The sequence below is a fragment of the Dyella sp. BiH032 genome (assembly GCF_031954525.1).
Lineage (GTDB): Bacteria > Pseudomonadota > Gammaproteobacteria > Xanthomonadales > Rhodanobacteraceae > Dyella_D.
In genome coordinates this window covers 3,926,368-3,952,824 of record NZ_CP134867.1, presented here as the reverse complement: position 1 = coordinate 3,952,824, position 26,457 = coordinate 3,926,368, and the positions used below count along the sequence as shown (strand labels likewise).

Sequence of the window (26,457 nt, the reverse complement as noted above, 5' to 3'; positions counted from 1 at the left end):
CCATGCGCGAACCCGAGCGCTTCATGCTGGAACCGCACGACTGGGTACCGAACCATCCGCGCCTGCCGGTGCTGCTCTACCGCGCGGTACTGGAAGGGCCGGGCGGCGAGGATGCCGCGGCCGCGTTCGAAGCGATGTTCAGCCGCCACGGCTGGCCGCCGCGCTGGCGCAACGGCGTGTACGACTATCACCACTACCATTCCACCGCGCACGAGGTGCTGGGGTTCGCCGGCGGCACGGCGCGGCTGGTGCTCGGCGGTCCCGGTGCACGCGAAGTAGACGTGCGCGCCGGCGATGTCGTGGTGCTGCCGGCGGGGACGGGGCACTGCAAGCTCTCGGCGAGCGACGATTTTCTCGTTGTGGGCGCTTATCCGCCCGACCAGGACTGGGACATCTGTCGCGAAGCGCCGACCGAGGCCATGCGCGAACGCATCGCCGGATTGCCGTTTCCCGCATCGGACCCGGTCGACGGGCGCGAAGGCGCGCTCAACCGCCTATGGTCCGCTCCCAACGCCTAGCGAGGCGGCTGGAAACGATAGACGAGCGCCATCGAATAGGTGAACTGGTCGGCTGTGCCGAACTCGCGCACCAGCGGGCTGTCCGCTGCGTTGGCCAATAGCCGTGCATACGACAGCGAGAACACCGTCGCGAGGTGACGGCCGAGCGGAATCATGCCGTCGTACTCCAGCCCGATCTGCTGGCCGCCCGCGCCGGGCCGCCATGCCTGCGTGCCCAGCCGGTCGGCTTCGGCCGGCGTGATGCCGAAGAAGCGGCGCATCGCCGGTCCGTTCATCCACTGCCATTGCAGCTGCACGCCGTGTTCGTAGGAGCCGATCGGCGGTAGCGCGGTAAAAGCGTAGGCGTTGACGTAGGCACCGGCGCCGAGCGTGTCGTGCGCCGCCGTCATGCCGATGTTCTGCGCCTCGCTGAAGTCGTACTCCAAATAGCCGCCCGCATTGAGCCGCGGCGACAGCGAAGTGATCTTGCCCGCGAGGCGGCCGAGGTCTTCGTGGCTGCGTCCCCACTGGTAATTGCCGTAAAGGCCGCCGTGCAAGTGCTCCGCATGGATCAAGTCCAGCGTGGCACCGTCCTCGGTGGACAGCGTGAGGCGGTCTCCCAGCTTCACCTGCACGTAGGGCGCGAACTGATCGCGATGCGTGCGCGCACCCTGCCAACGCGGCAGGTGAATGAAGCCGGCGCCGAGCATATCGGCGTCCTGCGCCGACGGCGCTGCGCTGTCCTGCGCGTGGGCGGTGCCGCACAGCACGAGCGCCGCACACGCCGCCGGGCGAAGGAGGCGAAGGAAGCCGCGCATCACCGGGTCTTGCCGGCCTGGTTGTCGGCGGAGAAACGCACCAGTACGCGCTGGCCGATGCGCGCGCTCGCGGGCGGCGGCTGGTCGAAGACCAGTACGCATTCCACCGTGCGCGTGTTGGCTCGCACCAGCGGATCCTCTTCCAGCGCGCTGGCGCCGAACACCGTGCCGACGCGCTGCACGTGGGCGGTCAGCGCGGGCATGCCGCTGCCGCTGTCGTCCACCACCTCTGCACGCATGCCGGGCGTCACCACCCGCACGAAGGACTCGTTGAGTTCCGCGCGCACGATGCGCGGCTGTGCAGGCAACAGCACAAACGCAGGGCCGCTCTGCGGCGAGGCGAGCGTGCCGGGCTGGATCAGGCGCTGAACGATTTCTCCGTCCACCGGCGCCAGCAGGCTGCGCTGCGCCAATTCGTAGCGCGCGCCGGCCAGCTTCTGCGCGGCCAGCGCCGCGGCGGCGCGCGCATTCTCCAGTTCGCCTTGCAGCTGGCGCGCGGCCTCGCGCGCGTCATCGGCGCTCTGGGCGTCGCCGGCGCCGGCCTTGGCGGCGGCTTCGAGGCGCTCGGCGCGCTGGTCGGCGGCCTTCATGCGCGATTCCAGCAGGCGGGCCTGCGCCTCGGCCTGCTTTTGCTCGGCGTCGGCGGAGGTGACCGCCAGCTTCGCCGGCTCGGTATCCAGCATCGCCAGGAGCTGGCCTTTGCGCACCTGATCGCCCTCGTGGACCTTGATCTCGGCGACCACGCCATCGCGCGGCACGCTCAGCTTCAGCAGGCCGCCTTCGATGTCGATCTTGCCGCGCGCGACCGCCGCGTAGTTCGACGCGGGCGGCGCCTGGGTCGTCGTTTTCTCGGCATCGTCGCCGCGCGAGCAGGCAGACAGGGCGAGCGCGCCAGCCAGGGCGAACAGCGGGAGAGACAGGCGCGAAACGGGCAGGCGCGAACTCATGCGGAAGATTCCTTGAGGCCCGGGACGGCGTCCGGCAGCGACGGCTGTACGCGGTCGCTGAGGATGCGGCCGTCCTCCATGGCGAGGACGCGGTCGGCGTGGCCGACCAGGCGAGGATCGTGGCTGACGCACAGCACCGTGGTGCCGTGCGCGCGGGCGATCCTGTGCAGGATGTCGATGATGATCTGGCCGTTGGCGGCGTCGAGCGCACTGGTGGGCTCGTCGGCGAACAGCAGTTCGGGTTGCTTGGCCAGTGCGCGCGCGATCGCCACACGCTGCTTCTCGCCGCCGGAAAGCTCGGACGGCCGCAACCGCATGCGCGGGCCCAGGCCGACTTCTTCCAGGGAAGCCACCGCGCGCCGGCGCGCCTCCGCGGACGCGAGGCCCAGGTAGCTCAGCGGCAGTTCCACCTGTTCCACCGCGTTGAGCGCGGGGAAGAGGTTGAAGCCCTGGAACACGAAGCCGGTGTGCAGCAGGCGGAAGCGCTCCAGCGCGCGGATGTCCAGCTGACCGAGGTCCTGGCCGAGCGCGGCGACCTGGCCGGCGTCGGGACGCTGCAGTCCGCTGAGGATCGCCAGCAGCGTGCTCTTGCCGCAACCGGAGGGGCCGGAGATAAGGGTCAGTTCGCCGGAACGGATGTCCAGCGTGAGGTCGTGCAGCACCGTGCTGCGCACGCGGCCGGACTCGAACGACTTGGTCACGCCGCGGGCCTGCAGCGAGACGGAGGAGTGGGTGGGGATCGCGCCGGCCATCGACTACCTCAGCAGGCTCGCCGGGTCCGCGCGGCGCAGGCTGCGCATCGCGGCCAGTCCCGACACGATCGCCAGGCCCATGCCCAGCAGCAGGCAGGCGAGGGTGGTGAGCGGATCCAGCGCCACCGGCACGCTGCGGCTGCGCGCGAAGGCGAAGAAAATGCCGCCGAGCACCGCGCTGCCGACCAGGCCGATCGCACCCACCCAGAACGCCTGCTCCATCACCACCTTGCGCAGCGCGCCGACGCCTACCCCGAGCGCGTTGAGCGTGGCGTACTCGCGCACGGAGCCGATCACCGCGGCGACCAGGGTCTGGCTGGTGATCACGGCGCCCACCAGGAACACGATGCCGGCCAGGAACAGCACGCCGGCGCCGGCGCCGGTATCGAACATCCAGTACAGCTGCGAGCGGCGCGCGAAGTCGCGCGCGGTCCACACGTCATAGCTGCCGAACGAAGTGGCGCCGCGCAGGCGCTCGGCCACCGCGTCCGCCTGCGCGGGATCGCGCAGTTTCGCCACGAAGTAGGTCATGCGGTTGGCGTTGGCCGGGTCGGTGTCCAGCTCGGCCGCGGTGGCGAGCGAGGCGACCACGTTCACGCCGCCCAGCGCGCGCAGGCCGTTGCTGACGCCGGCCACGCGCACGCGGTGTCCGTTGATCACGGCGTTCTCGCCGACGCTTACGCCCAGGCTGCCGAGGTCGGCGCGGTCGACGATCACCGCGTCGGGTTCGTTGAGCCGCGCTCGCAGCTCGGGCGGCAGCGCATGCGCGAACATCATGCCGCCCGGCCGTGCGTCGATGCCGGAGACGAAGACCGAGACGCCGCCGGTGTCGTGCGGGCCGCGCCAGTCGGCATCCACCCAGTGGAAGGGTTCGACCTGCGTCACGGCAGGGTCCATGCGCAGGCGCATCTCCACGCCGACGTCGACCGGGCGCCCGAGGTTCACGCTTTGCGTGCCCGGGTAGCCCGCCCAGAGATCGGCGGACGAGCCGGTGATGTACACGCTGGCGCTGCCGAAGATGCCCAGCACCAGAGCGGCCTGGAGCAACTGCAGCAGGCCGGCGAAACCCACCGCGAGGATGGCCGGCAGGAAGCGGCGCCATTCGTAGATCAGCGTCTTGCGGGCGAGCGCCACCATCAGTCGGTGCTCCTCGACGGCGGCGGCTCCGGCATGGGCGCGCCGCCCAGCGCCTTGTAGAGCGAGACGTAGGCCAGGTCGCGCTGCGCGATCGCGGCCGCGAGCTCGAGTTCGGCCCGGTGACTGTCGATGAGGCTGTCCTGCAGGTCCAGGCCGCTGCCCAGGCCGAGTTCCGCGCGCTTGCGCGTCGCCGCGACGCCGCCGCCGGAGGCCTGCGCCGCCTGCGCGAGCGCCTGCTCGCGTCCGCGCAGCTGCTCCAGGTCGCCCATGGCCACTTCCGCTTCGGCCACGCCCTGCAGCACCGCCTGGCGATAGGCGAACAGCGCGGCGTTCAAGTCGTGGTCCTTGGCGTGCGCGGTGGCGACGCGCTGGCCCCAGTCGAACAGCGGGATGTCGATCACCGGGCCGGCGGAGAAAATGCCTTCGTGGTTGCGCGCGCGGTGGTTGGTCGCGATGTTGATCGACCACTGCATGGACGAACCGAAGCCGATGTGCGGATAGATGTCCGCGCGGCTCATGCCCAGTTCGCCGGCGGCGCGGATCACCTCGGCCTCGGCGCCGGCGATTTCCGGGCGCGTGCGCAGCAGATCGGCGGGTGCCGCGGTGAGCTGCCAGTCGCCGAGCCGCGGTTGCGCGCCGGGCTCCAGCCAGGCCGGATCGGGTTCGTTCTGACCCAGCAGCACGGCCAGCTGCTGCGCGTTGGCGTTGATCGCCTGGCGCGGCTCGGCCAGGGCGGCTTCGGCCCGGGCCAGGTCGGCTTCGGCGCGGGCCGCCTCGGCGGGCGGTGCGAGCTTCAGATCCACCCGCGTGCGCAGCAGGCGCAGCTTTTCCTGTTGCGCATCGCGGATGGCCGTCAGCAGGCCTTCCTGTCGCTGCGCGGAACGCAGTTCCACCCAGCGGCGCGTGACTTCGGCCACCAGCGACACCTGCGCGCCGCGCAGCGCGGCCTGGGCCGCGCCGACCTGTCCGTCGGCGATGCGCCGGGTGCTCTGCCAGGCGCCGAACAAGGGGAACTCCCAGCTGGCGTCGAAGCCCACCATGAAATAGGACGCGCTGGTGTCCGGGTTCACCACGTCGTTGGTGCGGCCATGCACGTTGGGCAGGTAGGCATCTTTGGCGTGGCCTCCGATCAGCCGCGCGGCCTTCAGGCGCTCCGCGGCCTGGGCCACGTCGAGATTGCCGCGCAGCGCGCGGTCGATGAGCCCGTCCAGCGCCGGATCGCCCAGCGCCTGCCACCATCTGCGCAGGTCGGCCGCCGGCGGCGCGACACCCTGCGGCGCATGGCGCCAGGCATCGGGCAGAGGGGGCTTGAGCGCGGGCAGCGGCTCCACCGAGCAGCCCGCCAGCGCGACGCCGATGGCCGCGCACAGCAGGACCGCTGCGCGCCTGGCCGCCGTGCCGGTGCGGTCGTTCGACGGGTGGATGGCGGATGAGGACACGTCTTTCCCGGTCATAGGCGGAAGATGGCTGCACAGTCGCGGCCGCTTGGACCGCGAAGAGCCGCCGGAGTGCGAGCCGACGCCCGCGCCATTCCGGTGACGCACAGCAGCATCGGCGAGCCAAGCCGCGCAGGGTATCGGCCAAAGGTGACAATCGGCAATGCCGTCGGCGCGCAGCATAACGCCGGTCGCCTCGGGCCGGGTCTTTCGCGACGGCCGGGGCCGTGACCTTCGGCCTAGAAAAGGCAGAAAGGAGGCCGAAAGGGGTCGGCGCCTATGGTGGCGCCACCCTGAAATCCCCGGAGTGCCCGCGTGACGGCATGGAACATCCTCTGCGACTTCGACGGCACCATCTCCGTCGAGGACGTGATCGATTCGCTGCTGGACCGTTTCGGCCGTCCCGGCTGGGAAGCGCTGGAGCAGGACTGGCGCGCCGGCCGCATCGGCTCGCGCGAGTGCATGAGCGGCCAGGTCGCCCTGCTGGACATGAGCCGCGAGCAACTGGACAAGCATCTGGAAGGCCTGTGGATCGACCACGCCTTTCCGGCCTTCGTGGCCAAGACGCGTGAGTTCGGCACGCCGATCCGCGTCGTCAGCGACGGGCTGGACTACGCCATCCATCAGATCCTCGGCCGCTACGGGCTGGACGGCCTGCCGCTGGCCGCCAACCACCTGGCTCCGGCGGAGCCGCCGCGCCAGTGGCAGCTGACTTCGCCGTTCCAGGCCGAAGGCTGCCGCAGCGGTACCTGCAAGTGCGCGTGCGTGGCGCAGGCTCGCAGCGGCGGCGCCAAGACGTTGCTGATCGGCGACGGTGCCTCCGATTTCTGCGCGGCGGACCGCGTGGACTTCGTGTTCGCCAAGCACCGCCTGATCGAGCATTGCCGCGCGGCCGGCATCCCGTATGTACCGATCACCGGCTTCGACGATGCGCTGGAGCTGCTGCCCCGCCTGCTGGACGGCAGCCTGCTCGCCGAGCACGCGCGCCCGGCACCGGCTGTCGCGGCGGGCTGACGCGTCGCCGAGTTTCGTTTTCGTACCCCGACTCATCCCCATTCGGACTTTTCGATGAACGCTTACGATCCCAACGCCGCCACCGGCGTGATCCCTGATGCGCAGCTGCTCGCCGACGAAGCGCAGTACAGCTCCTTCGGCGACACCGTGCATTACGTCGACCCGCCGAAAATCTTCCGCCACGGCCAGGGCAGCTGGATGTACGACACCGCCGGCGTGCCGTTCCTGGACCTGCAGATGTGGTACTCGGCGGTCAATTTCGGCTACGGCAACAAGCGCCTCAACGACACGCTGAAGGCGCAGATCGACCTGCTGCCGCAGGTGGCCAGCCAGTACCTGCACCAGACCCGCATCGAGCTGGCCAAGACGATCGCCGTCGACGCGCAGCAGAAGTTCGGTCTGAAGGGCCGCGTGCACTTCAATGTGGGCGGCGCGCAGGCGGTCGAGGATTCGCTCAAGCTGGTGCGCAACTACAAGAACGGCAAGAGCCTGATGTTCGCCTTCGAAGGCGGCTATCACGGCCGTACGCTGGGCGCCTCGTCCATCACCTCCAGCTACCGCTATCGCCGCCGCTTCGGCCATTTCGGCGAGCGCGCGATGTTCGTCCCGTTCCCGTATCCGTTCCGCCGCCCGAAGGGCATGACGCCGGACGAGTACTCCGACGCCTGCGTGCGCCAGTTCGAGCGCCTGTTCGAAACCGAGTACAACGGCGTGTGGGACCCGAAGGTCAACCAGGCCGAATACGCCGCCTTCTACGTGGAGCCGATCCAGGGTACGGGCGGCTACGTGGTGCCGCCGCGCCAGTTCTTCAAAGACCTCAAGAAGGTGCTGGACAAGTACGGCATCCTGATGGTGGTCGATGAGATCCAGATGGGCTTCTGGCGCACCGGCAAGCTGTGGTCGATCGAGCACTTCGGCGTGACGCCGGACGTGCTGGTGTTCGGCAAGGCGCTGACCAACGGCCTGAACCCGCTGTCGGGCCTGTGGGCGCGCGAGGAGATGATCAATCCGGAGATCTTCCCGCCGGGTTCCACGCATTCCACCTTCAACTCCAATCCGCTCGGCACCTCGCTCGGCCTCGAAGTCATCCGGATGGGCTATGAGCTGGACTACGAGAAGACCGTGCCGGTGAAGGGCGCGCATTTCCTCGACGGCCTGCGCGACCTGCAGAAGCGCCACAAGGAAATCGGCGACGTCGACGGCCTGGGCCTCGCGCTGCGCGCGGAGATCTGCACCGAGGACGGCTTCACCCCGAACAAGGCGCTGCTGGACAAGATGGTCGACATCGGCCTGGCCGGCGACCTGGAGCACAAGGGCAAGAAGATCGGCCTCGTGCTCGACGTGGGCGGCTGGTACAAGAACGTGATCACCTTCGCGCCGTCGCTGGACATCACGCACGAAGAGATCGACCTGGCCGTCGCGCTGCTCGACCAGCTGCTGACCAAGGCCAAGAAGGCGCTGTAAGTCTTACGCCGCGCGGTGTCCAGGCACCGCGCGGCGCAGGTTTTTTCTTGTGTCGTACGATCCCATGCAGGGGATACCGACCCGGCGACGCCTCATGCGTCGCCGTCTTTTTTGGAGGTTCGTGCCGGCGGGAAGCGCACTTCCACGCGCAGGCCGCCTTCGTTGCCGGCGGTATAGCGCACGTGCGCGCGATGGCGCTCGGCGATGCGCTGCACGATGGCCAGGCCCAGGCCGGTGCCTTCCTCATTGCTGCCCGGTACCCGGAAGAAGCGTTCGCCCAGTCGCGCGAGGAAGGCCGGCGGCACGCCGGGGCCGTTGTCTTCGACGCTGAGCGTGACGCCGCGTTCGTCCTCGGCGACGGCCACGGTCACCATGCTGCCGCGGCCGGCGTAGCGCAGCGCGTTGTCCAGCAGGTTGTCCAGCAGTTCCTGCAAGGTGGTGCGGTCGCCGTCGATCCAGGCCGGTTGCGGCAGGCCGTCGTAGCCGAGGTCCACACCGGCGGCCAGGGCGTCGTGTACGCGCAAGGCCAGCATGTCCGGTATGAAGCGGCCCAGATCGAGCAGGGTATGCGCCCCGCCGTCCATCTCCGGCGCCTGCGCGCGCGTGAGCGCGAGCAGCTGCGTGGATGTGCGCGTGGCGCGCAGGGTCAGGCGCAGGATATGGCCCAGCGCGTCCTTCACTGTCTCCGGCGAGGGATCGCTCTGCGCGCGCTCGACGTGCACGCGCAGGCCCGCCAGCGGCGTGCGCAACTGGTGCGCGGCATCGGCAATGAAGCGTTCCTGCAGCGCAAGCATGCCCCGCAGGCGCGCGAACAGGCCGTCGATGGTGCGGGTGAGCGGCAGGATTTCCACCGGCACGTCGGCGTCGCCGATCGGCGCCAGGTCGTGTTCGCGCGCGGCCAGCCGTGCCGTGAGAGGGTCGAGCTGGCGCAGGCCGATGCGCACGCCGAACCACACCAGCACGAATACCGCGGCGATGAGTAGGGCCTGCGCGGGAATGCTCAGCAGCAGGATTTCCCGCGCGCGCTGGCGGCGGTCGCGCAGGGTTTCGGCGACGGTCACGGTGAGCGTGTCGCCCGGTTCGTGCACGCTGTCGATCACCATGCTGGCCGCGCGCACGCGCCGGCGGTCGATCATGGCGTCGAACAGCTTGGGCTCGCCGTTGACGGAGAGCGCCAGCCGCGATGGCGGAGCCAACGAGCCGGCGCCGGCGAGCAGGCCGTGGTGCTCGCTGGCGATGCTGAAGTAATTGATGTTGTTGTGGCCTTCGGGGTCGTACTGCAGCAGGAACCGCGCCTGTTCGGACAGCGGGCCGTCCAGGCCCATCTGCAGCATGCGCGCCACGGTCTCCGCGCCGCCGGCCAGGTCGCGGTCGTGCACGTGGTTGGAATAGACCAGCGCGCCGGTGTAGGTGATCAGGCTCTCGATGAAGAGCATGGCCATCAACGGCACCAGCAGGAACGCGAGCAGCCGACGGCGCAGGCTCTGCCGGCCGTCGGGCTCCAGCAGGCGGTACAGCCAGGGCTGGGATTCGCTCACTCGGCGCCGTCCTTCGATTCCTCCAGCAGATAGCCGAGACCGCGGATGGTGCGCACCTGCGTGCCGGAACCGGAGAGCTTGCGGCGCAGCCGGTAGATCGCGATGTCCAGCCCGTTGTCGGTGAGTTCCTCGTCCCAGTTGCACAGCGCCTCGACGAGCTGGGCGCGACTGGTGACGCGGTCCGGCCGGGCGGCAAGCGCCTCCAGCAGGCCGAACTCGCGCGCCGTCAGTTCGAGCGGCGTGTCGCCTACCCAGGCGCGGTGACCGGGCAGGTCCAGGCGCAGCCGTCCGATGGTCAGTTCGGGCGCGCCCTGGGCTGTATAGCGCCGCAGCAGGGCGCGCACGCGGGCTTCGAATTCGGCGAGGGCAAAGGGCTTCACCAGGTAATCGTCGGCGCCGAGATCCAGCACGCGGACCCGTTCGCGCAGGCCCTCGCGGGCGGTGATCACCAGCACCGGCATGCCGGCGCCGCGCTTGCGCAGGCGCTGCAGCACCTCGCTGCCGTCCAGGTTGGGCAGGCCCAGGTCGAGGATCAGCAGGTCGTAAGGCGTGTCGCGCAGCGCGGTATCGGCGCGGGCGCCATCGTTCACGTGGTCCACGGCGTGGCCGCTCTGGCGCAGCGATGCACACACGCCGGCGGCGATGGCCGGATCGTCCTCGGCGATCAGGATGCGCATGGGAGGCTCCGGCGGGCGCGCGGCGTCGTGGCGGGTGTTTCGAGTAAGTGGCGAGTGCTGCTCATCAATGGCCTATCCGTACTGGCCGCCCCACCGGCGGCGTTGTTGCCGGGCAGCTTAGCGCCCGGACGGACCGCTGGGACAGCTTGCGCACGGCGTCGTTGCACGGCCGCTTACGCAGTCCTGGCCGAGCGCGCGGGCGGTGCCGGCCGACGGGTCGGATGCGCCGCCGGAATGGTGATGCCGCGGAAGCGATTCGGTCGAGGAAGGTGATGGCGCCGCCGGGCATGCCATGGCCGTCTTCGTTCCGTGACCTTTGGCCTATGCCGGCTCGTGCGCACATGTCGCACGCTGGCGTATCGCGAGGGGAGAGACGATATGGCGGGAAGAACGGTCCGGGTCGTTGGACTGGCTTGGGTGCTGGCGCTCGGCGCGGCATCGTGGATGGCATGGGCACAGGACGCCCCGGCGCCGGCGGCCAGCGGCGGCGCCGTGCCGCGAGCGGTGCCGGTAGGGCAGAAGGTGACGACGGAGGCGGCAGGGTCGCCCGGCACCTCGGCCGAGGCGGCGGAGATTCCGCTGGCGCGCGGCGATGCCGCGGGCGTGCGCGAACCCAGCGCGCCAGGCGCCTGGGGCGGCGAGCGCAGCGGCACCGAGACGACGCTGTCCGATCGAGTGGTGAGCTATCGCATCGACGCGGACCTGGACGCCGCCAAACATGCCGTCACCGGGCGCGAACAGATGACCTGGCGCAACCGCAGCGACCGTCCGGTACGCAGCGTGTACCTGCATCTGTATCTCAATGCTTTCAAGAACGAGGGCAGCACCTTCTTCTCCGAACGACGCGTGCTCACCGCGCACGGCCATTCGCGCGGCGCCGCCACGCTGAAGAAAGGGCAGTGGGGCTGGATCGACCTGCAGCGCGTGCAGCAGGGCGAGACGGCGCTCAAGTGGAGTTTCGTGCAGCCGGATGGCGGCCCGAAGACCGACCAGACCGTGGTGCGCGTCGACCTGGCGCAACCGGTGGGCGCGGGCGAGACGCTGACCCTGGACATCGACTTCCTCAGCCAGCTGCCGCGCGTGGTCGAGCGCACCGGCTGGTGGGGCGATTTCAACCTGGTCGCGCAATGGTTCCCGAAGATCGCCGTGCTGGAGCTGCCGGGCGAGCGCGGCGCCAGGGAACTGCGCTGGAACGCGCACGAGTTCCATTTCAACAGCGAGTTCTACGCCGACTTCGGCAGCTACGACGTGCGCCTCACCGTGCCTTCCGATTACACCGTCGGTGCGGTGGGCGAACTGCAGGGCACGCCGGAACAGGCCAACGGCAAGACCACCTATCGTTTCGTGCAGGCCGACGTGCACGACTTCGCCTGGGTCGCCGCCAAGGGCTACCAGACGCTCGACGGCAGCTATGCGGGCCCGGGTGTGCCGAAGGTCGCGGTGCGGGTGATCTATCCGCCGGAATACAAGGCCAGCGCGCAGCCGGTGCTGAAGGCGACGACCGATTCGCTGGACTATTTCTCCCGCACGCTGGGGGCGTATCCCTACCGCACGGTGACCGCGGTAGTGCCGCCGTACAACGCGGCCGAAGCCGGCGGCATGGAATACCCGACCTTCTTCACCGCGGAAGGCTATTCGAAGATCGACCCGCGCACCTCGGACCAATGGGAGATCGACTTCGTCACCATCCACGAGTTCGGCCACGGCTATTTCTATGGCCTGCTCGCCTCGAACGAGTTCGAGGAGCCGATGCTGGACGAAGGGCTCAACGAGTACTGGGACCAGCGCATGCTGCGCGAGCGCGGCCAGCGCATCCTGGTGCCCAGTTCCTGGGCGGCGCGCTTGGGCATTCGTCCGTCGATCGACGTGTTCACGATGGAGCGGATGAGCGCGGGGCTGAAGTCGCCGTACGACGCGCTCTCCGAGAACGCGTGGAACCGTTTTTCGAGCAGCAGCTACGGCACGGTGTATTCACGCACCGCCACCGCCATGCACGATCTGGAAGAGCGACTCGGCAAGCCGGTGATGGAGAAGGCGTTCCGCGAGTACTACCGCCGTTGGCATTTCCGCCACCCGTCGGTGGCCGACTTGAAGGCGGCCTTGATCGACGTCTCGGGCGATGCGAAGAACGTCAACGAGGTCTTCGACCAGTACGTCTACGGCACCGCCTTTATCGACGACCGCGTCGCCTCGATCGACAACGACGAAGTGGTGCCGCAGGCGGGCGTGTTCGACAAGGACGGCAAGCGCAGCGAAGTGGACGCGGAGGAGCTGGATAAGCAGCTCGACCAGCAGCGCAAAGATTGGGAGAAGGCGCACAAGGACGCCAAGCCCGGCGAGGGCCCGTTCCCCTGGCGCGGCACGGTGACGGTGGTGCGCGATGGCGCGCCGGTGCCGCAGCTGCTGCGCGTCACCTTTGCCGACGGCAGCCACGAGGATGTGCGCTGGAACGACGAGCGGCGCTGGGCGCGCTTCGTCTTCGACAAACCTTCCAAGGTGGTGTCGGCGGAGCTGGATCCGGATCGGAAGGTCCTGCTCGATGCCGACAAGTTGAACGACAGCCGCACCGTCAAGTCGAACGGCGCCGCCGCGCGCCGCTGGACCGCGGACGTGGGCGCGCTGCTGCAGGCTTTCTACTCTTTCCTGGTGACCCTGTGATGGCCTTCAAGAATTCCCGACGGGTTTCCCTCGGCGCTTTGTTCGGCGCCCCCTTCGCCGCCTTGCAGTGGCGCCTGATCCTGCTGTGGACGCTGCTGATGCTGTTGCCCGCGTTGCTCGCGGCGCTGCCGTTGATGAGTGCGCTCGGCGCGATGCTCAACCATTCGGTCCATGCCGACGCGTGGGCACGCCAGTTCGACGCGATGATGTTCGGCGACGTCGTGCGCGGCCTCTCCGCCAGCAGCGGCGCGGTGCACGGCACTCTGTTCGCGGGGCTGGTGCTGACGGTGCTGCTCTCGCCGCTGCTCGACGGCATGGTGGTGGGCAGCGGTCGCGCCGGACGGCCGCTCGGCTTCGGCCATCTGCTGCAGAGCGGCGTGGTCGAGTACGGCCGGATGTTCCGCCTGATGCTGTGGTCCCTGGTGCCGTACGGCATCGCGGGCTGGGCGGCGAAGACCGTCATGGATGGGCTGCAGGACAAGACCGAACTCGCGGTGCTGGAATCGCAGGCCCAGGCGTCGACGCACTGGATGCTCGCCCTGGCGGTGTTGTGCGTGGTGCTGGCGCAGGTGATCGTGGAATCCGGCCGCGCGGCGTTCATTGCCGACGTCGGCCTGCGCTCGGCGACCAAGGGCATCTGGCGCGGACTGTGGCAGCTGTTGCGCCGCCCCTTCAGCAGTCTGTTCGCCTATCTGCTCGTCACGGTCGTCGGCTTCGGCATCGCCTTCGCGCTCGGCGTGGTCAGGGCCAATACCACGGCAGTGGGATCGGGCCTGCTGCTCGGCTTCCTGCTCACGCAGCTGGCGGTGGCGGCGATCGCCTGGACCCGCACGGCGCGGCTGTTTTCGCTGGCCGAGGTGGCACGGTCGCTCGGCGGCGGTCGTCGGCCGGCCTTCTGACGTTTCGCGCCCGGTGCCGTCGCGGTGCCGGGCGCGGTGCAGTTCGCCGCTCAGCGAACTTCGTTGATGCGCACGTGGTTCCCGGCCGGATCGCGGAAGGCGCAGTCGCGTACGCCATAGGGCTGCATCGTCGGTTCCTGGATGACTTCCGCGCCGGTGGCCTGGATGCGCTCGAACGTACCGTCGAGATCCTTGGAGGCCAGGATGATCATGGCGTACGTGCCCTTGGCCATCATCTCGGCGATGGTACGGCGTTCGTCGTCCGTCAGGCCCGGCGTGATGCCGGCCGGGGTCAGCACGATGGACGTGCCCGGCTGGCCGGCAGGGCCCACGGTGATCCAGCGCTTGCCGCCATAGGCGACGTCGTTGCGCACTTCGAAGCCGAGCGTGTCCCGGTAGAAGGCGAGCGATGCTTCCGCGTCGGTATGCGGCAGAAAGGTGGAATGGATGGAAAGGTTCATGTCGATCGGTTCCCAGTGAACGGCGGTGGCCGTGGCGGTCACTCTACGTTCGGTTCGGCGACCGGCGCTTCTCGATTCCTGACCGGTCGCGTGACCTGCTTGGCTACGCAGGACGGCATGCCCTCGGTGGCGAGCCCTTCCTGGCGCCGGTAGGCGCTCGGGCTCATGCCGACCAGTTCGGTGAAGCGCGTGCTGAAGGTGCCCAGCGAGGCACAGCCGACCATGAAGCAGACGTCGGTGACGCTGAGGTCGCCACGGCGCAGCAGCGCCATCGCGCGCTCGATCCGCCGCGTCATCAGGTAGGCGTAGGGCGATTCGCCGTAGGCGAGCCGGAATTGGCGGCTGAGATGGCCTGCCGACATGTGCACGCCGCGCGCGAGCGCTTCGACGTCCAGCGGCTGCGCGTATTCCCGGTCGATGCGGTCGCGCACGCGGCGTAGCCGGGCGAGATCGCGCAGGTGCAGGTCCTCGGCGGGAGAGCGGGTCATTCGCCGGATCGTGTCATGCGTGAGGGATGGGCTCAAGTCCGTAGGCATGCTGCCTGGGCTTGCTTCGCGATGGCCATCTGGCGGGCATGGCATCTCTACGCCGGCCGTCATGCGGTGCTGTGCGAAGGCGCGTTCGCGGAGAACTTCGTTTCGTGGTGCCGAGGTGCCGTACGCCGGCGACCGTTACGCGCCCGGAGACGCCGTATCCTCGATGCGGACCAGCACCACCTCCCCGCCGCCTTCGATGCGCAGCGTGCCGGTGGCTTCGATCCAGAACGATGCATCCTGTTCGGCTTCGATGGTCTCGCCGGCGATATCGAGCCGGGCGCGGCCGGCCAGCTGATGGAAGAACCAGCGCGTGCCGCGCGCCAGCGGGAGGACCATCGCGCCGGTCAGCGGCCGCGCGATCAGCTCGCCTTCGGCGCCGTCGCGCAACATGAGGTTGAAGGCCCGTGTCGGGCCGTCGCCGAGCTGCGCGTGCGGCACGTCCGCGCCGTCGAAGCGGAACGTCTCAAGGCGCAACACATGTTTCTCGCGTCCGCCCGGAAACGTGAGCGTCACCGGCGCGTCGAGCGGCGCGAAGCGGCGGCGCACGCCGGGCAGGGGAGAGAAGTCGGCGTCGCGGTCGATCCTGGCGATGCTCAGGCGCCAACGCCATTCCGCGGCATCGGGCCCGCTGTCCAGCACGGTGGTGGTGCCCGCGTCGTTGGCCCAGGCTTCCGTGCGTTGCGCCGAGGCGGGCACCGGGCGGAAAGCGCTCATGATGCCGGCGCGCTCAGGCGTAGGCGGCGCGGCGCGATTCGCGGAACGGCGGGTAGTAGGCGAAGACGTGGTTGTAGGCGCCGCAGAAATCCATGTCTTCGATGTGTTCGCCGCCGAGGCGCTCGGCCAGGCGGTCGGACGCTTCGTTGCCCACCCGCACCAGGCTGATGACGCGTGGCGCGCGCAGTTGGTTCCAGGCGTGATCGAGGATGGCCGCGCTGGCTTCGGTGGCGTAGCCGTGATGGCGGTACTCGGCCCGCAGCATCCAGCCCAGCTCGATGTCCGGCCAGCCTTCCGGATTCATCAGGCCCGCACGGCCCACGAAGGCGCCGGTGTCCTTCAGTTCCAGCGCCCACATGCCGTAGCCGCGTAGCTGCCAGTGGCCGAGCAGCATCGCGAGCGAACGCCAGGCGTGACCGCGGTCCAGCGGTTCGCCATCGCCCACCCAGCGGGTGCTGGTGGGGTCGGCGAGCATCGCGGCGTAGTCGTCGAAATGGCGGGCGGAGAGGGCGGTAAGGCGCAGGCGCGCGGTTTCGAGAGTGGGTATGTCGAACATCGCAGGATCAATGGGCGTGCGTGCTGGCCAGCAGGCTAGCGAGGGCTCGGGTACTCGAGGCGAGGCTCTCGGCCCATGGCAGGCCGACGATTTTCCCACCGGTGGCCGCGTCGATGAAGTCCTCTTCCTGACCGGGCGGGAGGAGGTGGCGGTAATCCACGGTGATCTCGGTGCCCGCGGGCAGGTCCCGCAGGGCGAACACGAATCCCAGGTGCCACAGCCCGGTGGGATCGAAGCTGTGGTTGATGTAGCACTCGTCCGGCCAGTCGGGGGACAGCGTGTAGCGGTCCTCGAACCAGCGGGCGCTGGCGTGGAGCTGGGATTTCAGCTCGGGCGAGCCGAGCATCTCGGCCAGGCTCCAGGTGCGGTCGATCGCGTCCGGCGCGGTGACGATGCGCCCGGCGTCGACGTCTTCCTCCAGGAACAGCCCCTTGCCGGCGCCGCCGATTCCCGAGGCGGCAATACGGTAACGCGGCAGGATCATGGCGATGAAAGCGGATGGTTGCGCTGCATGGGGCCTGAGCGGCTCCGCCCGGGCGGGCGGACGTGAAGGCGGAGTGTAGGCGCATCCGGCGCGGCCCGCCAGGGCCGCGCCGGAGGTAAACGGTTGATCGAAGCGGGCTCTTCCAGTGTCCATGGGCGGCGACGGCAGGGCCGCCCACCGACCGGTGCCTGGGTTGACGCCCGCGCGCCCGGCCGCCCGGCTCATGTTTTCCAGGGTGCGACTCCCATAGCGTGCGGTTGTCTGGCGGGCCGGGGTTGCCGCCGGCCATCGGCGGGAAGTTATTCCTCGCTCTTCTTCGCCTTGGCCTTGGGCGGCGCATCCGCCTTGGCGACGTCGCCCGAGAGCTGGATGGCGGAACGGTTGCGTTCCAGGGTTTCGGCACCGACGCCCTTCACCTGGCCCACTTCGTCCACGCTCTTGAACGGACCGTGTTCTTCGCGCCAGGCCACGATGGCGGCCGCCTTCGCGGGGCCGATGCCGTCCAGTGCCTTGGCAATGGCCACGGCGTCCGCGGTGTTGATGTTGACCGGCGTGGCGGCGTGCAGCGGCAGGACCAGGGCCAGGCCGAAGGCGGCGATCGCAAGCTTGCGGAACATGGAAATCTCCTCGTATGGGTGGAAGCGCGGCGCCTCCGCGCCGCCCCATCACGATGCCCGCTGCACGTGGTGCATCGCTGCCGGCGTTGCCAGTTTCGCGTCGTGGGCTTGTGGCGGTGCCGTGCGTGCGCCGTCGCCTACGCGCGTGTCGGCGGGCGCTCGGAGGGCGCTGATACAATGCGCGCTTTCCCCTTTTCCCCAGGAGTCCCTCATGGATACCGCTCGTCTGTCCAAATTCGTCAGCGGCCTGTGGGATGACGAGATCGTGCCCCAGCTGGTGGAGTACATCCGCATTCCCAACAAGTCGCCGATGTTCGACCCCAAGTGGGTGGAGCACGGCTACATGGACGCCGCGGTGAAGCTGATGGAGACCTGGGCGCGTTCCAAGCTGTCGGCGCTGCCGGGCGCGACGCTCGAAGTGGTGCGCCTGGAAGGCCGCACGCCGCTCATCTACATCGAGGTGCCGGGGCAGAACGACGACACCGTGGTGCTCTACGGCCACCTCGACAAGCAGCCGGAGATGACCGGCTGGGCCGAGGGCCTGGGGCCGTGGACGCCCGTGCTGAAGGGCGACAAGCTCTACGGCCGCGGTGGCGCCGACGACGGCTACGCCATCTTCGGCTCGCTGGCGGCGCTGCTGGCGTTGCGCGAGCAGGGCGTACCGCATGCGCGCTGCGTGGTGCTGATCGAAGCCTGCGAGGAATCGGGCAGCTACGACCTGCCGTACTACGTGGACCACCTCGCCACGCGCATCGGCAACCCGTCGCTGGTGGTCTGCCTGGATTCCGGCTGCGGCAATTACGACCAGCTGTGGCTGACCACGTCGCTGCGCGGCATGACCGGCGGCGAGCTGACCGTGCAGGTGCTGGAAGAAGGCGTGCATTCGGGCGACGCTTCCGGCGTGGTGCCGTCGAGCTTCCGCATCCTGCGCGAGCTGCTGTCGCGCCTGGAAGATCCGCAGACCGGCGCGATCAAGCCGAAGGAACTTTACGTCGACGTGCCCGCGCAGCGCGTGGAGCAGGCGAAGCAGGCGGCGAAGGTGCTCGGCACCGCGATCTACGACAAGTTCCCCTTCGTGGCGGGCATGAAGCCGGTCACCGAGGACCTCACCGAACTGGTGCTCAACCGCACTTGGCGCCCGCAGCTGGCAGTGACCGGCGCGGACGGCCTGCCGCCGCTGGAGAGCGCTGGCAACGTGCTGCGCCCGAAGACCTCGGTGAAGCTGAGCCTGCGCGTGCCGCCGACGCTCAACGGCGCCGAGGCCGGCCGCTTCGTCAAGCAGCTGCTGGAGAAGGACCCGCCGTACGGCGCCAAGGTCAGCTTCAAGCTGGAGAAGGACGGCAGCGGCTGGAACGCGCCGCAGCTGTCGGCATGGCTGGAACAGGCAGTCGCCGACGCCTCGCAGCATCATTTCGGCGCTCCGGCCGCCTACATGGGCGAGGGCGGCAGCATCCCCTTCATGGGCATGCTGGGCGAGAAGTTCCCCCAGGCACAGTTCCTCATCACCGGCGTGCTCGGCCCGCACTCCAACGCGCACGGGCCGAATGAATTCCTGCACATCCCCACCGGCAAGAAGGTCAGCATGGTGGTGGCCGAGGTCGTGGCGCGCCACTTCGAACAGGCCGGCAAGGCCTGAGCGGATCGCGCCGCCCACGGGCGGCGCGTGCTTGCGTCCCATGAGCGAAACGAACGACGACTTCGGTTATCTCCGTGCCAACTGGACGGCCGTGCGCGAGCGCGTGGATGCGGCCTGCCGCGACGCGGGCCGCGCGCCTGCGGAGGTGTCCATCCTGCCGGTGAGCAAGACCTTCGGCACCGATGCCATCCGCGCGGCAGTCGCGCTGGGGCTGCATCGTTTCGGCGAGAACAAGGTGCAGGAAATCCGCGAGAAGGCCGGCCCGCTGGCCGACTGCGGCATCGAGTGGGTGGTGATCGGCCATCTGCAGACCAATAAGGCCAAGGACGTGGCGCGGCTGGCCAGCGAAGTGCAGTCGCTGGACCGCTTGGACCTGGCCGAGGCACTGGATCGCCGCCTTCAGGCCGAGGGCCGCGCCCTCGAAGTGCTGATCCAGGTGAAAACGTCGCCGGAAGAGAGCAAGCACGGCCTGCCGCCGGACGAACTGCCGGCCTTCCTGGCCGCCCTGCGGAACCTGGACACCCTGCGGGTGCGCGGCCTGATGACCATGGCCGTGAACGCGGAGGACCCGGCGCCCGTGCGCGCCTGCTTCCGCCTGCTGCGCGAGCTGCGCGATCGCATGACGGCCCAGGGGCACGACCTTCCACGGCTTTCCATGGGCATGAGCGGCGATTTCCCCCTGGCCATCGCCGAGGGCGCCACCGAAGTGCGGATCGGCACCGCGATCTTCGGCCGCCGCGCCTGACGCATCCGGCTGCGGCCTCGCAGCGGACCTGTTACGGACCTCCGTCACACTCCCGCGACACTGGTTAACTAGGAAAAATTCTTAGGCCCGCTGCGGAGCTGCAGCGTTTTGCCGTTGTTTTCAGGGAGATGCCACGCGTTTCTGAGGCTTTCAGCTTTTTGAAACCGCAGGGTTCAGTTAACCCCAATCGAACATACGTTCTATATCGCTTTGCTAAGTTCACGCCTTCGTCACGGTCGTCGACACATCCGACGGCCAATCCCGTGAACAGCAAAGGGATTTTTCCCGCATGCCAATCAAGCGATTGACCGTCCTCTCCGCGCTGGCCGCCGTTGCCCTCGTCTCCGGCCCCGTTTTCGCCAGCCCCAGCGGACCGTCCCAGGCTAACGCCGCCGTCGCCACGATCACCCCGCCGCTGATGACCCAGTTTTCGGTCTTCGCCCCGGCCCAGATGATTTCCCAGTCCGCGCTGCCTTCCGCCCCGGTCGCCGACCAGACCGCGGATGCCGATGCAGGCAACGTCGACGATTTCCGCAAGTCCCTGATCGAACTGGCCATGAAGCTGCGCGACATTCGCTATGTGCGTGGCGGCCACGATCCTTCCACCGGTTTCGATTGCAGCGGCTTCGTCCGCTACGTCTTCGCGCATGCCGTCGGCCTGGAGCTGCCCACCAACTCAGCCGGCCAGTTCCTCGCGGGCCTGAAGGTCAATCGCGCGGAAATGCAGCCGGGCGACCTGGTGTTCTTCCGCACCGCCGGCGGTCGCCGCGGCGGCGGTCGTGTCTCGCACGTGGGCATCTACATCGCCAACGGCCAGTTCATCCATTCGCCTTCGCGCGGCAAGACCGTGCGCGTGGACAGCCTCGACGAGGCCTACTGGGCCAAGCGCTTCGCCGGCGCCAAGCGTCCCGAGGGCATGGCGCAGAACGGCTGATCGCCAGAAGGTTTTCCGCAGTCCAAGGCCGCCCCAGGGCGGCCTTTTTTCTTGTGCGTCATGAGCCGCCCAGCGCGTTCAATCCGCGGAGGAACGCTCGTGGCCCGGTCCCGATTCCGCATGGCCGATACGGTGCAATTCGCCGGACTCGACGATGCGCACGCCGCTGCCCTCGGAGCTGGCCAGCCGCCACAGCGCGCGGGCCACGGTCTCAGCGTGGATGCCGCGCCAGCGGCGCGGCAACAGGCGCGACAGCGGTGCCGCAAGCGCTTCGCCGAGCCGGAATTCCTGCCGCGGCCCCAGCAGCAGGGAGGGCCGCACGATGGTCAGCTGGGGCCAAGCCTGCGCGATGAGCGCCTGTTCCAGTTCGCCCTTGACGCGGGTGTAGAACGCGCGCGATGCCGGGTCCGCACCCAGCGAGCTCATCACCAGGAAATGCCGGGCGCCCAGGCGACGTGCCCGTCGCGCCACCGCTAGCGGCAGGTCGTAATCGGCCATGCGGAAGGCCTCGCGCGACCCGGCCCGGGCGAGGGTGGTGCCGAGGCAGCAGATCGCCACGTCCACCGGCGTCTGCAACTGCGGCAATAGTCGGTGCAGCAAGCCGACCCGGTTCTCCACGCGCGGGGCCGGCGGCAGCGCGCGGCGCGTGGGCGCGACCACGCGGGCGACGGCGGGATCGGCGAGCAGCATGCGCAGCACGTAGCCGCCGGTGAGCCCGGTGGCTCCGGCGAGCAGGACGTGGCGGGGCGATTCGGTCATGGGCGTGGCGAGGGGCGACTACCCCGCCAGCTTGCCATGCCATGCTTTCGCCGCGCGTAACGGCGGGCGCCGGAAAGTGCGGCAAAACGCTAGCGCGCGACGGCCATCACGGGGCGATGGAAGCTCGCGGTCGGTTTCCACTGCGGATACGTGGTTTCCATCGACAGCCGGCCGCCGACCATGAACAGCGCGCGCAGATCTTCCACCAGTCCACGCAGATCCCAGGTCGCCAACCCGTCCGCTGGCGGGGCGATGCCGCTGGCGGCGAGATAGTCGTCGTAGCGCTTGCGCCCGGCCGCGTCGCCTCCGTCGCGGAGGTCCAGGCCGGAGCGCGCATAGAGCACCGGCACGCCGCGCGTGGCGAAGCTGAGTGCGTCGGAGCGGAACAGCGTGTCGGGCTGGTCGTCGCCCGGCGTCAGGCTGCGGTGCTGTTGACGCAGGGCGTCGGCAAGATAGTCGTCCAACTGGGACTCGCCGTAGCCGAGTACGTCCAGGTCGCGGCTCGGTCCCATCCATGGCAGCGCATCCAGTTGGATCTCCGCCACCGTGCGTTCCAGCGGAACGGGCGGGTGATCGACGTACCAGCGCGATCCCAGTTGCCCCGACTCTTCCATGGCGAGCGCGGCGAACAGCAGGGTTCGGTGCGGTTTCGGTGCGCGATGCGCGAAGGCTTCGGCCAATTCGAGCAGGCCGGAAAGTCCCGCCGCGCTCTCGGCCACGCCATGCAGGGACTGACTGTCGCGCGGATCGGGATGATTCCAGTGCGTCGCATACACGATCACTTCGTCCGCGCGCTGGGTGCCCGGCAGGCGCGCAAGTACGTTGAACGACACGCCGCGGTTGACGCTGTTGTCGAAGGCGAGGCTTGCGTTCGCGGTGAGGGCGACGGGCCGGAAACCGCGTCGCTGCGCGGCCATGCGCAGGGCCTGGAAATCCGCGCCCGCGCTTGCGAACAGGCGGCGCGCGGCGCCGTCACTGAGCCAGCCCGCGATCGCGGGCATGGCGGCCGCGTCGCCGGGAAGGTTGTACCAGGGGCTGCCCCAGCGCTGCCGCAATGCGTTCCACGCATAGCCGGACGCTGCTTCGTCGTGCACCACGAACACCGCGGCCGCGCCATGCCGGGCGGCCTGTTCCAGCTTGTAGCGCCAGGAGCCGAACAACGTTGGCGTACGCCCGCGGAACAGAGCGGGGTCCCGCGTGGCCCAGCCCGGATCGTTGGCGAGCAGCACCACGGTCTTGCCGCGAAGGTCCAGGCCTGCGTAATCGTCCCAGGCCTGCTCCGGGTCGTCGATGCCATAGCCGGCGAAGACGACAGGCGAATGTTCGATCGCCGCGTGCGCGAGATTGGCCGGCGAGCTGGCGACCATGTCGATGCCGCAGGCGAGCGAGAGCGGTTCCGTGCCGCCATCGATGCGCAGCGTCATGCGTTCCGGGTGCAATACGGAGCTGCGCACGTACGGCACCTCCTGCGTCCAGCCGTCGCCGGCACCGGGTTGCAGGCCCATGCGCTGGAACTGGGCGATGAGGTAATCGATGGTACGGCGTTCGCCTTCGCCGCCGGGCGAGCGATCGCGCATGGGCGGCGCGGACAGGGCGTGGAAATGGACGGCCAAATCCTCCGGCATGATGCCCGGCGAAAAGCTCGCCGCGCTTTCGCCGTCGCGCGTCGGCGTCGACGGATGCTGGCACGCGGCTACGGCGGCACACATGGCGAGGATGGAGCAGAAGCGGCGCATTTCCCCGTATTCCCTGCACGGCGACAGGCGCGAATGTACCCGCGTCGCGGCCCGCTGCAAACGCGCAAGTTCATGCGCTCTGCAGCGGGCGCGCAGCTTCGTGCGATCAGCCGCGGGAACCGAAGTGGTAACTCGCCTCGATCCACCATTGACGACCGTAAGGATCGTAGTTGCCGACCGGATAGAACGGCCATCCGCTGCCGGTGCGGTCGCGCGGCGGCGCCTTGTCCAGCAGGTTGTTGACGATCAGCGAGACGCTCGCGCGGTCGTTGATGCGCCATGCCACGCTGGCGTTGTAGCGGAAGTAGGGCGCGATCCGCCCGCTTTGATCCGTATTGAGCAAGCTGCCGTAGCGCACGCCGTACAGGGTGGTGGTGACGTTGCGGTAGCTCCAGCTCAGGCTGCCGTTGAGCTTGCTGCGCCACTCGTACGTGCTGCCCGAATCGCTCTGCCCGGCGCCGTTGCGCAGGTCCAGTACGGTGCCGCCGGGGAACTGCTGGTACTCGTGCTTCAGCACCAGCGTGTAGTTCAGGCGCAGGGCGAAATCGCCGGTGCGCGCGTTGCCCCAGCGCAGGTTGCCGCTGGCATCGATGCCGCTGGTGCGTTCGCTGGCCGCGTTGATCGGATTGACGTAGATGCGCGTGGCCGTGAGCGGATCCACGGCGTTAGCGGCGTTGCGCTGCACGCGCGCGAGCGTGGCCCGGCACTGCGGCGAAGCGATGTCTATAGGCTGTCCCGCCTGCGTGGCGCCCAGGCGGCAGTCGGCCTCGTCGCGCAGCACGCCATCGGCGCTGAGGTTGGTGACCTCGTTGTCGATGCGCACGTGGTAGTAGTCGACGGACAGATCGAACTGCCGGCCGGGCGACCACACCACGCCGTAGCTGTAGGAGCGTCCGTTCTCCGCCTTCAGCTTGTCGCTGCCGTAGCTGGTGTAGTTGATGCTCTGGTTGGCGAAGTCGCAGCTGCCGAAGGGCTGGCCCGCGACGCGGCAGCGGTAGTAGTCGGTGAGGCCAGGGATGTAGCCGTTGGTCGCGCTGGCGAAGATGTAGTTCATGTCCGGCGCACGGAAACTGGTGGCGACGTTGCCGCGCAGCAGTAGCGAATCCACGGGACGGTACTCAAGCCCTGCGCTCCAGGTGGCCTTGCGGTCGTGGCGGCCGGCGTAGGCGTAGCTGTCGTAGCGGCCGGCCAGCGTGGCGATGAGCCGCTGGTGCAGCGGCAGGCTCAGTTCCGCGCCTGCGGCGTAGCGGTCGCGCGTGCCGCTGGAAGGAAGATTGCCGCTGTTGTTCCAGAACACGCCTTCGCGCAAGCGTTCGTCCGGCGTGTTGCGATAGCCCTGGCTGCCCGCTTCGATCACGCCGGCGAAACCGGCCGAGCCGCCGGGCAGGGCGAACAGGTCGTCATGGTTGGCGCTCAGGCTCAAGGTCTGCACCCACGCGTTGTTGTGGCTGGCGTAGGTATCGGTGAGCCGGTCCCATGCATCCGGCGTCAGCGGCTGATAGAGCCGTGCGGGATCGGGCGTATAGACGGCTGTTCCGCCCGCCGTGCCCGAGCGTTCGCCCAGGAAGTATTCGTCCAGTCCGGCGAGGAAGGCTCGGCGGGTGGTGACGTTGTCGTACTCGGAGCGGTTGTACGCCGCTTCGTAGCGCCAGTGGCTGCCGAGCTTGCCGCGCACGCCCACGGTCGCGTTCCACGCGCGTTCGAAGAAGCGTCCGCCGGCCTGCGTGCGGCCGCCGATCTCTTCGGGGGAGAAGCGGCGGTACCAGCGTTCCGGTTGTCCCGTATTGCCGTTGACGAAGTAGCTGCCTTCGGCCGCGAGCGAGATCCAGCTCGGCGCACGTGTGGTGTTGCGGATGCGGTCGACGCCGAGCATGAAGTCGCCGAACAGCTCGGTGTCGTCGTCCAGGCGATAGTGCAGGCCCGTATAGGCGTTGACGTTGCGCTGCTGCGTCTGCACGGTCCAGAAGGTCGGCGGCGCGCGATCGCTGCCGCAGTAGTAGCCCAGGCGCGGGTTGTAGGCGCGGCGCACGGTGCCGCCGTAGAGGCCGCCCAGCGCTTCGCACGTGCCCGCGCCGGGATCGATGTAGCGGCCCGTGCTCATATCGCGGCGATAGAACACGGCGGTCGGCAGCGTCGGCTGGCCGGCCAGGCTGGGATCGCGCGCAAGCGAGTCCATGAAGCGGCGGTCGGTGCCCCAGATCGGCTCGCGACGCGTCAGCTCCACGCCGAAGACGGCATCGAGCCTGCCCCAGCGGTGGCCGCCGCCGATCTGCAGGCGCTGGTTCGCGCCACCGCCGCCCTGCGTGCCGCCGGCGCGCAGATCCACGTCGATGCCGTTCGCCTTCTGCTTGAGGATCACGTTGACGACGCCGGCGATCGCATCCGAGCCGTAGACCGCCGAGGCGCCGCCGGTCAGCACTTCGATGCGGTCGATCATGACCGCCGGCAGGTTGGCCAGGTTCACGAAGTTGACCGAGCCGTCGTACGCCACCGGGTAATCCGCCACTCGGCGCCCATTGACCAGTACCAACGTGTGGTTGGGGCCCAGTCCGCGCAGGTTGATGGTGTTGGCGGCCGGCGTGAAGGTGTTGCCGAAGTCTTCGCCCTGGGTCATGCCGGTGTTCTGGCTGAGTGCGTTGAGCGCGTCATAGACGCTGCGGAAACCGCGCGCCTGGATGTCGGACGCACTGATGGTGAGCACCGGCGACGGGCCTTCGACGTCGACGCGCGGAATGCGCGAGCCGGTGACGGTGATCTGTTCGAGTGTCTTGCCGTCTTGCGGAGATGACGATTCCTCTGCGCGCGTGGCGGGCGCGGAGAGCGCGAGCGCCGTGGCGATGGCGAGCGTGAGCAGGCTGGGCTTGTGCATTTGGTGAAGCATTCCTGTAGACGCGTCCCTCCCGGCGCGGGGCCAGGCATCAGGGACGATGGGGATGCAGCGGGGGAGCTGCGTGGGGGAGGACGCCGGGGTGCGGCGCGGTTAAGGCGCGGGGACGCCTGCGGTCGCCGTCCGGGCGGACGGATCAACCGGAAGAACGGTCAACCGCGGCGACAACAGCGCATGCCGGCCAGGACGGCAACGGCAAAGCGGCTCGCGGGCGAAGATTCGAAGACGGAAGGCATCGTGGTATCCGGCATGCGCGCGTGGAAACGGCGCTGGCTTGCTGGGGACGTCCGGACGTGGCGCCCGGACGGAGGGCGGCGCGCGATCAGCGACGACAGCGACAACACATCGCGTGCATGCGATGCGTGGCACTGGCGGTGTGGCGGCGGCCCTGGATAGTCACGGCGAGAAGTATTCCTGCATGGAGACGACGGCGGTGGGGACTCGCCGTGTGGACGCCGATTTCTCCATTGCCGTCGAGCGATGTCAACCAGCGGTGGCCGTCCGCGCCGTCGCCATCCGGCCGGAAGTAACCTGTTGCAGCGCCACCGCACCGCG

At 69.0% G+C, this 26,457-nt stretch carries 24 protein-coding genes; 8 read left to right on the top strand and 16 right to left on the bottom strand.

Annotation, left to right across the window (positions count from 1 at the left end; all coding sequences use genetic code 11):
* The first annotated feature begins 2 nt into the window (after positions 1–2).
* Positions 3–518, top strand: a complete 516-nt coding sequence (locus tag RKE25_RS17450) for a cupin domain-containing protein (RefSeq protein WP_311839369.1) — start codon at positions 3–5, stop codon at positions 516–518.
* On the opposite strand, the gene RKE25_RS17445 is transcribed toward RKE25_RS17450, so the two are convergent.
* The 5 genes from RKE25_RS17445 to RKE25_RS17425 are packed head-to-tail and all read right to left on the bottom strand — an operon-like array spanning position 515 to position 5,590.
* Positions 515–1,315 carry a MipA/OmpV family protein gene (locus tag RKE25_RS17445; RefSeq protein WP_311839368.1) on the bottom strand — a complete coding sequence of 267 codons (801 nt, stop codon included), beginning with the start codon at positions 1,313–1,315 and terminating at the stop codon, positions 515–517. The two genes, RKE25_RS17450 and RKE25_RS17445, sit on opposite strands and share 4 nt — an antisense overlap.
* Entirely contained in the window at positions 1,315–2,262 is a 948-nt protein-coding gene (locus tag RKE25_RS17440; RefSeq protein WP_311839367.1) for an HlyD family efflux transporter periplasmic adaptor subunit, read from the bottom strand. Before RKE25_RS17440 ends, RKE25_RS17445 begins: the two co-directional genes overlap by 1 nt.
* The gene (locus tag RKE25_RS17435; protein WP_311839366.1) at positions 2,259–3,014 is read right to left on the bottom strand and encodes an ABC transporter ATP-binding protein; all 756 of its coding nucleotides are present in this window, start codon (positions 3,012–3,014) and stop codon (positions 2,259–2,261) included. Before RKE25_RS17435 ends, RKE25_RS17440 begins: the two co-directional genes overlap by 4 nt.
* A gap of 3 nt (positions 3,015–3,017) precedes the next feature.
* Positions 3,018–4,151 carry an ABC transporter permease gene (locus RKE25_RS17430; RefSeq protein ID WP_311839365.1) on the bottom strand — a complete coding sequence of 378 codons (1,134 nt, stop codon included), beginning with the start codon at positions 4,149–4,151 and terminating at the stop codon, positions 3,018–3,020.
* The gene (locus RKE25_RS17425) at positions 4,151–5,590 is read right to left on the bottom strand and encodes a TolC family protein (protein WP_311839364.1); all 1,440 of its coding nucleotides are present in this window, start codon (positions 5,588–5,590) and stop codon (positions 4,151–4,153) included. Before RKE25_RS17425 ends, RKE25_RS17430 begins: the two co-directional genes overlap by 1 nt.
* A gap of 312 nt (positions 5,591–5,902) precedes the next feature.
* Here RKE25_RS17425 and RKE25_RS17420 point away from each other — a divergent pair, with 312 nt between their 5' ends.
* Both RKE25_RS17420 and RKE25_RS17415 read left to right on the top strand, forming a co-directional pair.
* Complete coding sequence (locus RKE25_RS17420; RefSeq protein WP_311839363.1) at positions 5,903–6,601, top strand: MtnX-like HAD-IB family phosphatase; 699 nt, start codon at positions 5,903–5,905, stop codon at positions 6,599–6,601.
* Between the two features lie 54 nt (positions 6,602–6,655).
* The gene (locus RKE25_RS17415; protein WP_311839362.1) at positions 6,656–8,065 is read left to right on the top strand and encodes an aminotransferase class III-fold pyridoxal phosphate-dependent enzyme; all 1,410 of its coding nucleotides are present in this window, start codon (positions 6,656–6,658) and stop codon (positions 8,063–8,065) included.
* Positions 8,066–8,157: 92 nt separating this feature from the next.
* Here the strand turns inward: RKE25_RS17415 and RKE25_RS17410 are convergent, their stop codons facing one another.
* Together RKE25_RS17410 and RKE25_RS17405 are read right to left on the bottom strand one after the other, a co-directional pair.
* Entirely contained in the window at positions 8,158–9,603 is a 1,446-nt protein-coding gene (locus tag RKE25_RS17410; RefSeq protein WP_311839361.1) for an ATP-binding protein, read from the bottom strand.
* Positions 9,600–10,280 carry a response regulator transcription factor gene (locus tag RKE25_RS17405; protein WP_311839360.1) on the bottom strand — a complete coding sequence of 227 codons (681 nt, stop codon included), beginning with the start codon at positions 10,278–10,280 and terminating at the stop codon, positions 9,600–9,602. Before RKE25_RS17405 ends, RKE25_RS17410 begins: the two co-directional genes overlap by 4 nt.
* Positions 10,281–10,658: 378 nt before the next feature.
* Between RKE25_RS17405 and RKE25_RS17400 the strand changes: the two genes are divergently transcribed.
* Together RKE25_RS17400 and RKE25_RS17395 are read left to right on the top strand one after the other, a co-directional pair.
* Complete coding sequence (locus tag RKE25_RS17400) at positions 10,659–12,938, top strand: M1 family metallopeptidase (RefSeq protein WP_311839359.1); 2,280 nt, start codon at positions 10,659–10,661, stop codon at positions 12,936–12,938.
* Positions 12,938–13,837: a hypothetical protein gene (locus tag RKE25_RS17395; RefSeq protein ID WP_311839358.1), complete on the top strand. Its 900-nt coding sequence runs from the start codon at positions 12,938–12,940 to the stop codon at positions 13,835–13,837. Before RKE25_RS17400 ends, RKE25_RS17395 begins: the two co-directional genes overlap by 1 nt.
* Before the next feature lie 50 nt (positions 13,838–13,887).
* Here RKE25_RS17395 and RKE25_RS17390 read toward each other — a convergent pair whose 3' ends face one another.
* The 6 genes from RKE25_RS17390 to RKE25_RS17365 all read right to left on the bottom strand — a co-directional run bounded on the left by RKE25_RS17390 (position 13,888) and on the right by RKE25_RS17365 (position 17,205).
* Positions 13,888–14,298 (bottom strand): VOC family protein, encoded by a 411-nt coding sequence (locus tag RKE25_RS17390; RefSeq protein WP_311839357.1) that lies wholly within the window; start codon positions 14,296–14,298, stop codon positions 13,888–13,890.
* A 38-nt stretch (positions 14,299–14,336) separates the two neighbouring features.
* Positions 14,337–14,786, bottom strand: coding sequence for a helix-turn-helix transcriptional regulator (locus tag RKE25_RS17385; RefSeq protein ID WP_311839356.1), 450 nt, complete (start codon positions 14,784–14,786; stop codon positions 14,337–14,339).
* Positions 14,787–14,969: 183 nt separating this feature from the next.
* On the bottom strand, positions 14,970–15,548 hold the full coding sequence (locus tag RKE25_RS17380; protein WP_311839355.1) for a HutD family protein: 579 nt from the start codon (positions 15,546–15,548) through the stop codon (positions 14,970–14,972).
* Between the two features lie 13 nt (positions 15,549–15,561).
* Positions 15,562–16,104: a GNAT family N-acetyltransferase gene (locus RKE25_RS17375; protein WP_311839354.1), complete on the bottom strand. Its 543-nt coding sequence runs from the start codon at positions 16,102–16,104 to the stop codon at positions 15,562–15,564.
* A gap of 7 nt (positions 16,105–16,111) precedes the next feature.
* A complete protein-coding gene (locus RKE25_RS17370; protein ID WP_311839353.1) occupies positions 16,112–16,588 on the bottom strand; it encodes an SET domain-containing protein in 477 nt (158 codons plus the stop codon).
* A gap of 299 nt (positions 16,589–16,887) precedes the next feature.
* Complete coding sequence (locus tag RKE25_RS17365) at positions 16,888–17,205, bottom strand: helix-hairpin-helix domain-containing protein (protein ID WP_311839352.1); 318 nt, start codon at positions 17,203–17,205, stop codon at positions 16,888–16,890.
* Positions 17,206–17,416: 211 nt separating this feature from the next.
* On the opposite strand from RKE25_RS17365, the gene RKE25_RS17360 reads away from it, so the two are divergent.
* From RKE25_RS17360 to RKE25_RS17350, 3 genes are all read left to right on the top strand, one after another.
* Positions 17,417–18,841, top strand: coding sequence for a M20 family metallopeptidase (locus RKE25_RS17360; RefSeq protein ID WP_311839351.1), 1,425 nt, complete (start codon positions 17,417–17,419; stop codon positions 18,839–18,841).
* A 40-nt stretch (positions 18,842–18,881) separates the two neighbouring features.
* Positions 18,882–19,586, top strand: coding sequence for a YggS family pyridoxal phosphate-dependent enzyme (locus tag RKE25_RS17355; RefSeq protein WP_311839350.1), 705 nt, complete (start codon positions 18,882–18,884; stop codon positions 19,584–19,586).
* Positions 19,587–19,875: 289 nt separating this feature from the next.
* A complete protein-coding gene (locus RKE25_RS17350) occupies positions 19,876–20,520 on the top strand; it encodes a C40 family peptidase (protein WP_311839349.1) in 645 nt (214 codons plus the stop codon).
* A gap of 78 nt (positions 20,521–20,598) precedes the next feature.
* On the opposite strand, the gene RKE25_RS17345 is transcribed toward RKE25_RS17350, so the two are convergent.
* The 3 genes from RKE25_RS17345 to RKE25_RS17335 all read right to left on the bottom strand — a co-directional run bounded on the left by RKE25_RS17345 (position 20,599) and on the right by RKE25_RS17335 (position 25,884).
* Positions 20,599–21,279: an NAD-dependent epimerase/dehydratase family protein gene (locus RKE25_RS17345; protein WP_311839348.1), complete on the bottom strand. Its 681-nt coding sequence runs from the start codon at positions 21,277–21,279 to the stop codon at positions 20,599–20,601.
* An 89-nt stretch (positions 21,280–21,368) separates the two neighbouring features.
* Complete coding sequence (locus RKE25_RS17340) at positions 21,369–23,015, bottom strand: M28 family peptidase (RefSeq protein WP_311839347.1); 1,647 nt, start codon at positions 23,013–23,015, stop codon at positions 21,369–21,371.
* Between the two features lie 106 nt (positions 23,016–23,121).
* Positions 23,122–25,884, bottom strand: coding sequence for a TonB-dependent receptor (locus tag RKE25_RS17335; RefSeq protein WP_311839346.1), 2,763 nt, complete (start codon positions 25,882–25,884; stop codon positions 23,122–23,124).
* Between the last annotated feature and the right edge of the window lie 573 nt (positions 25,885–26,457).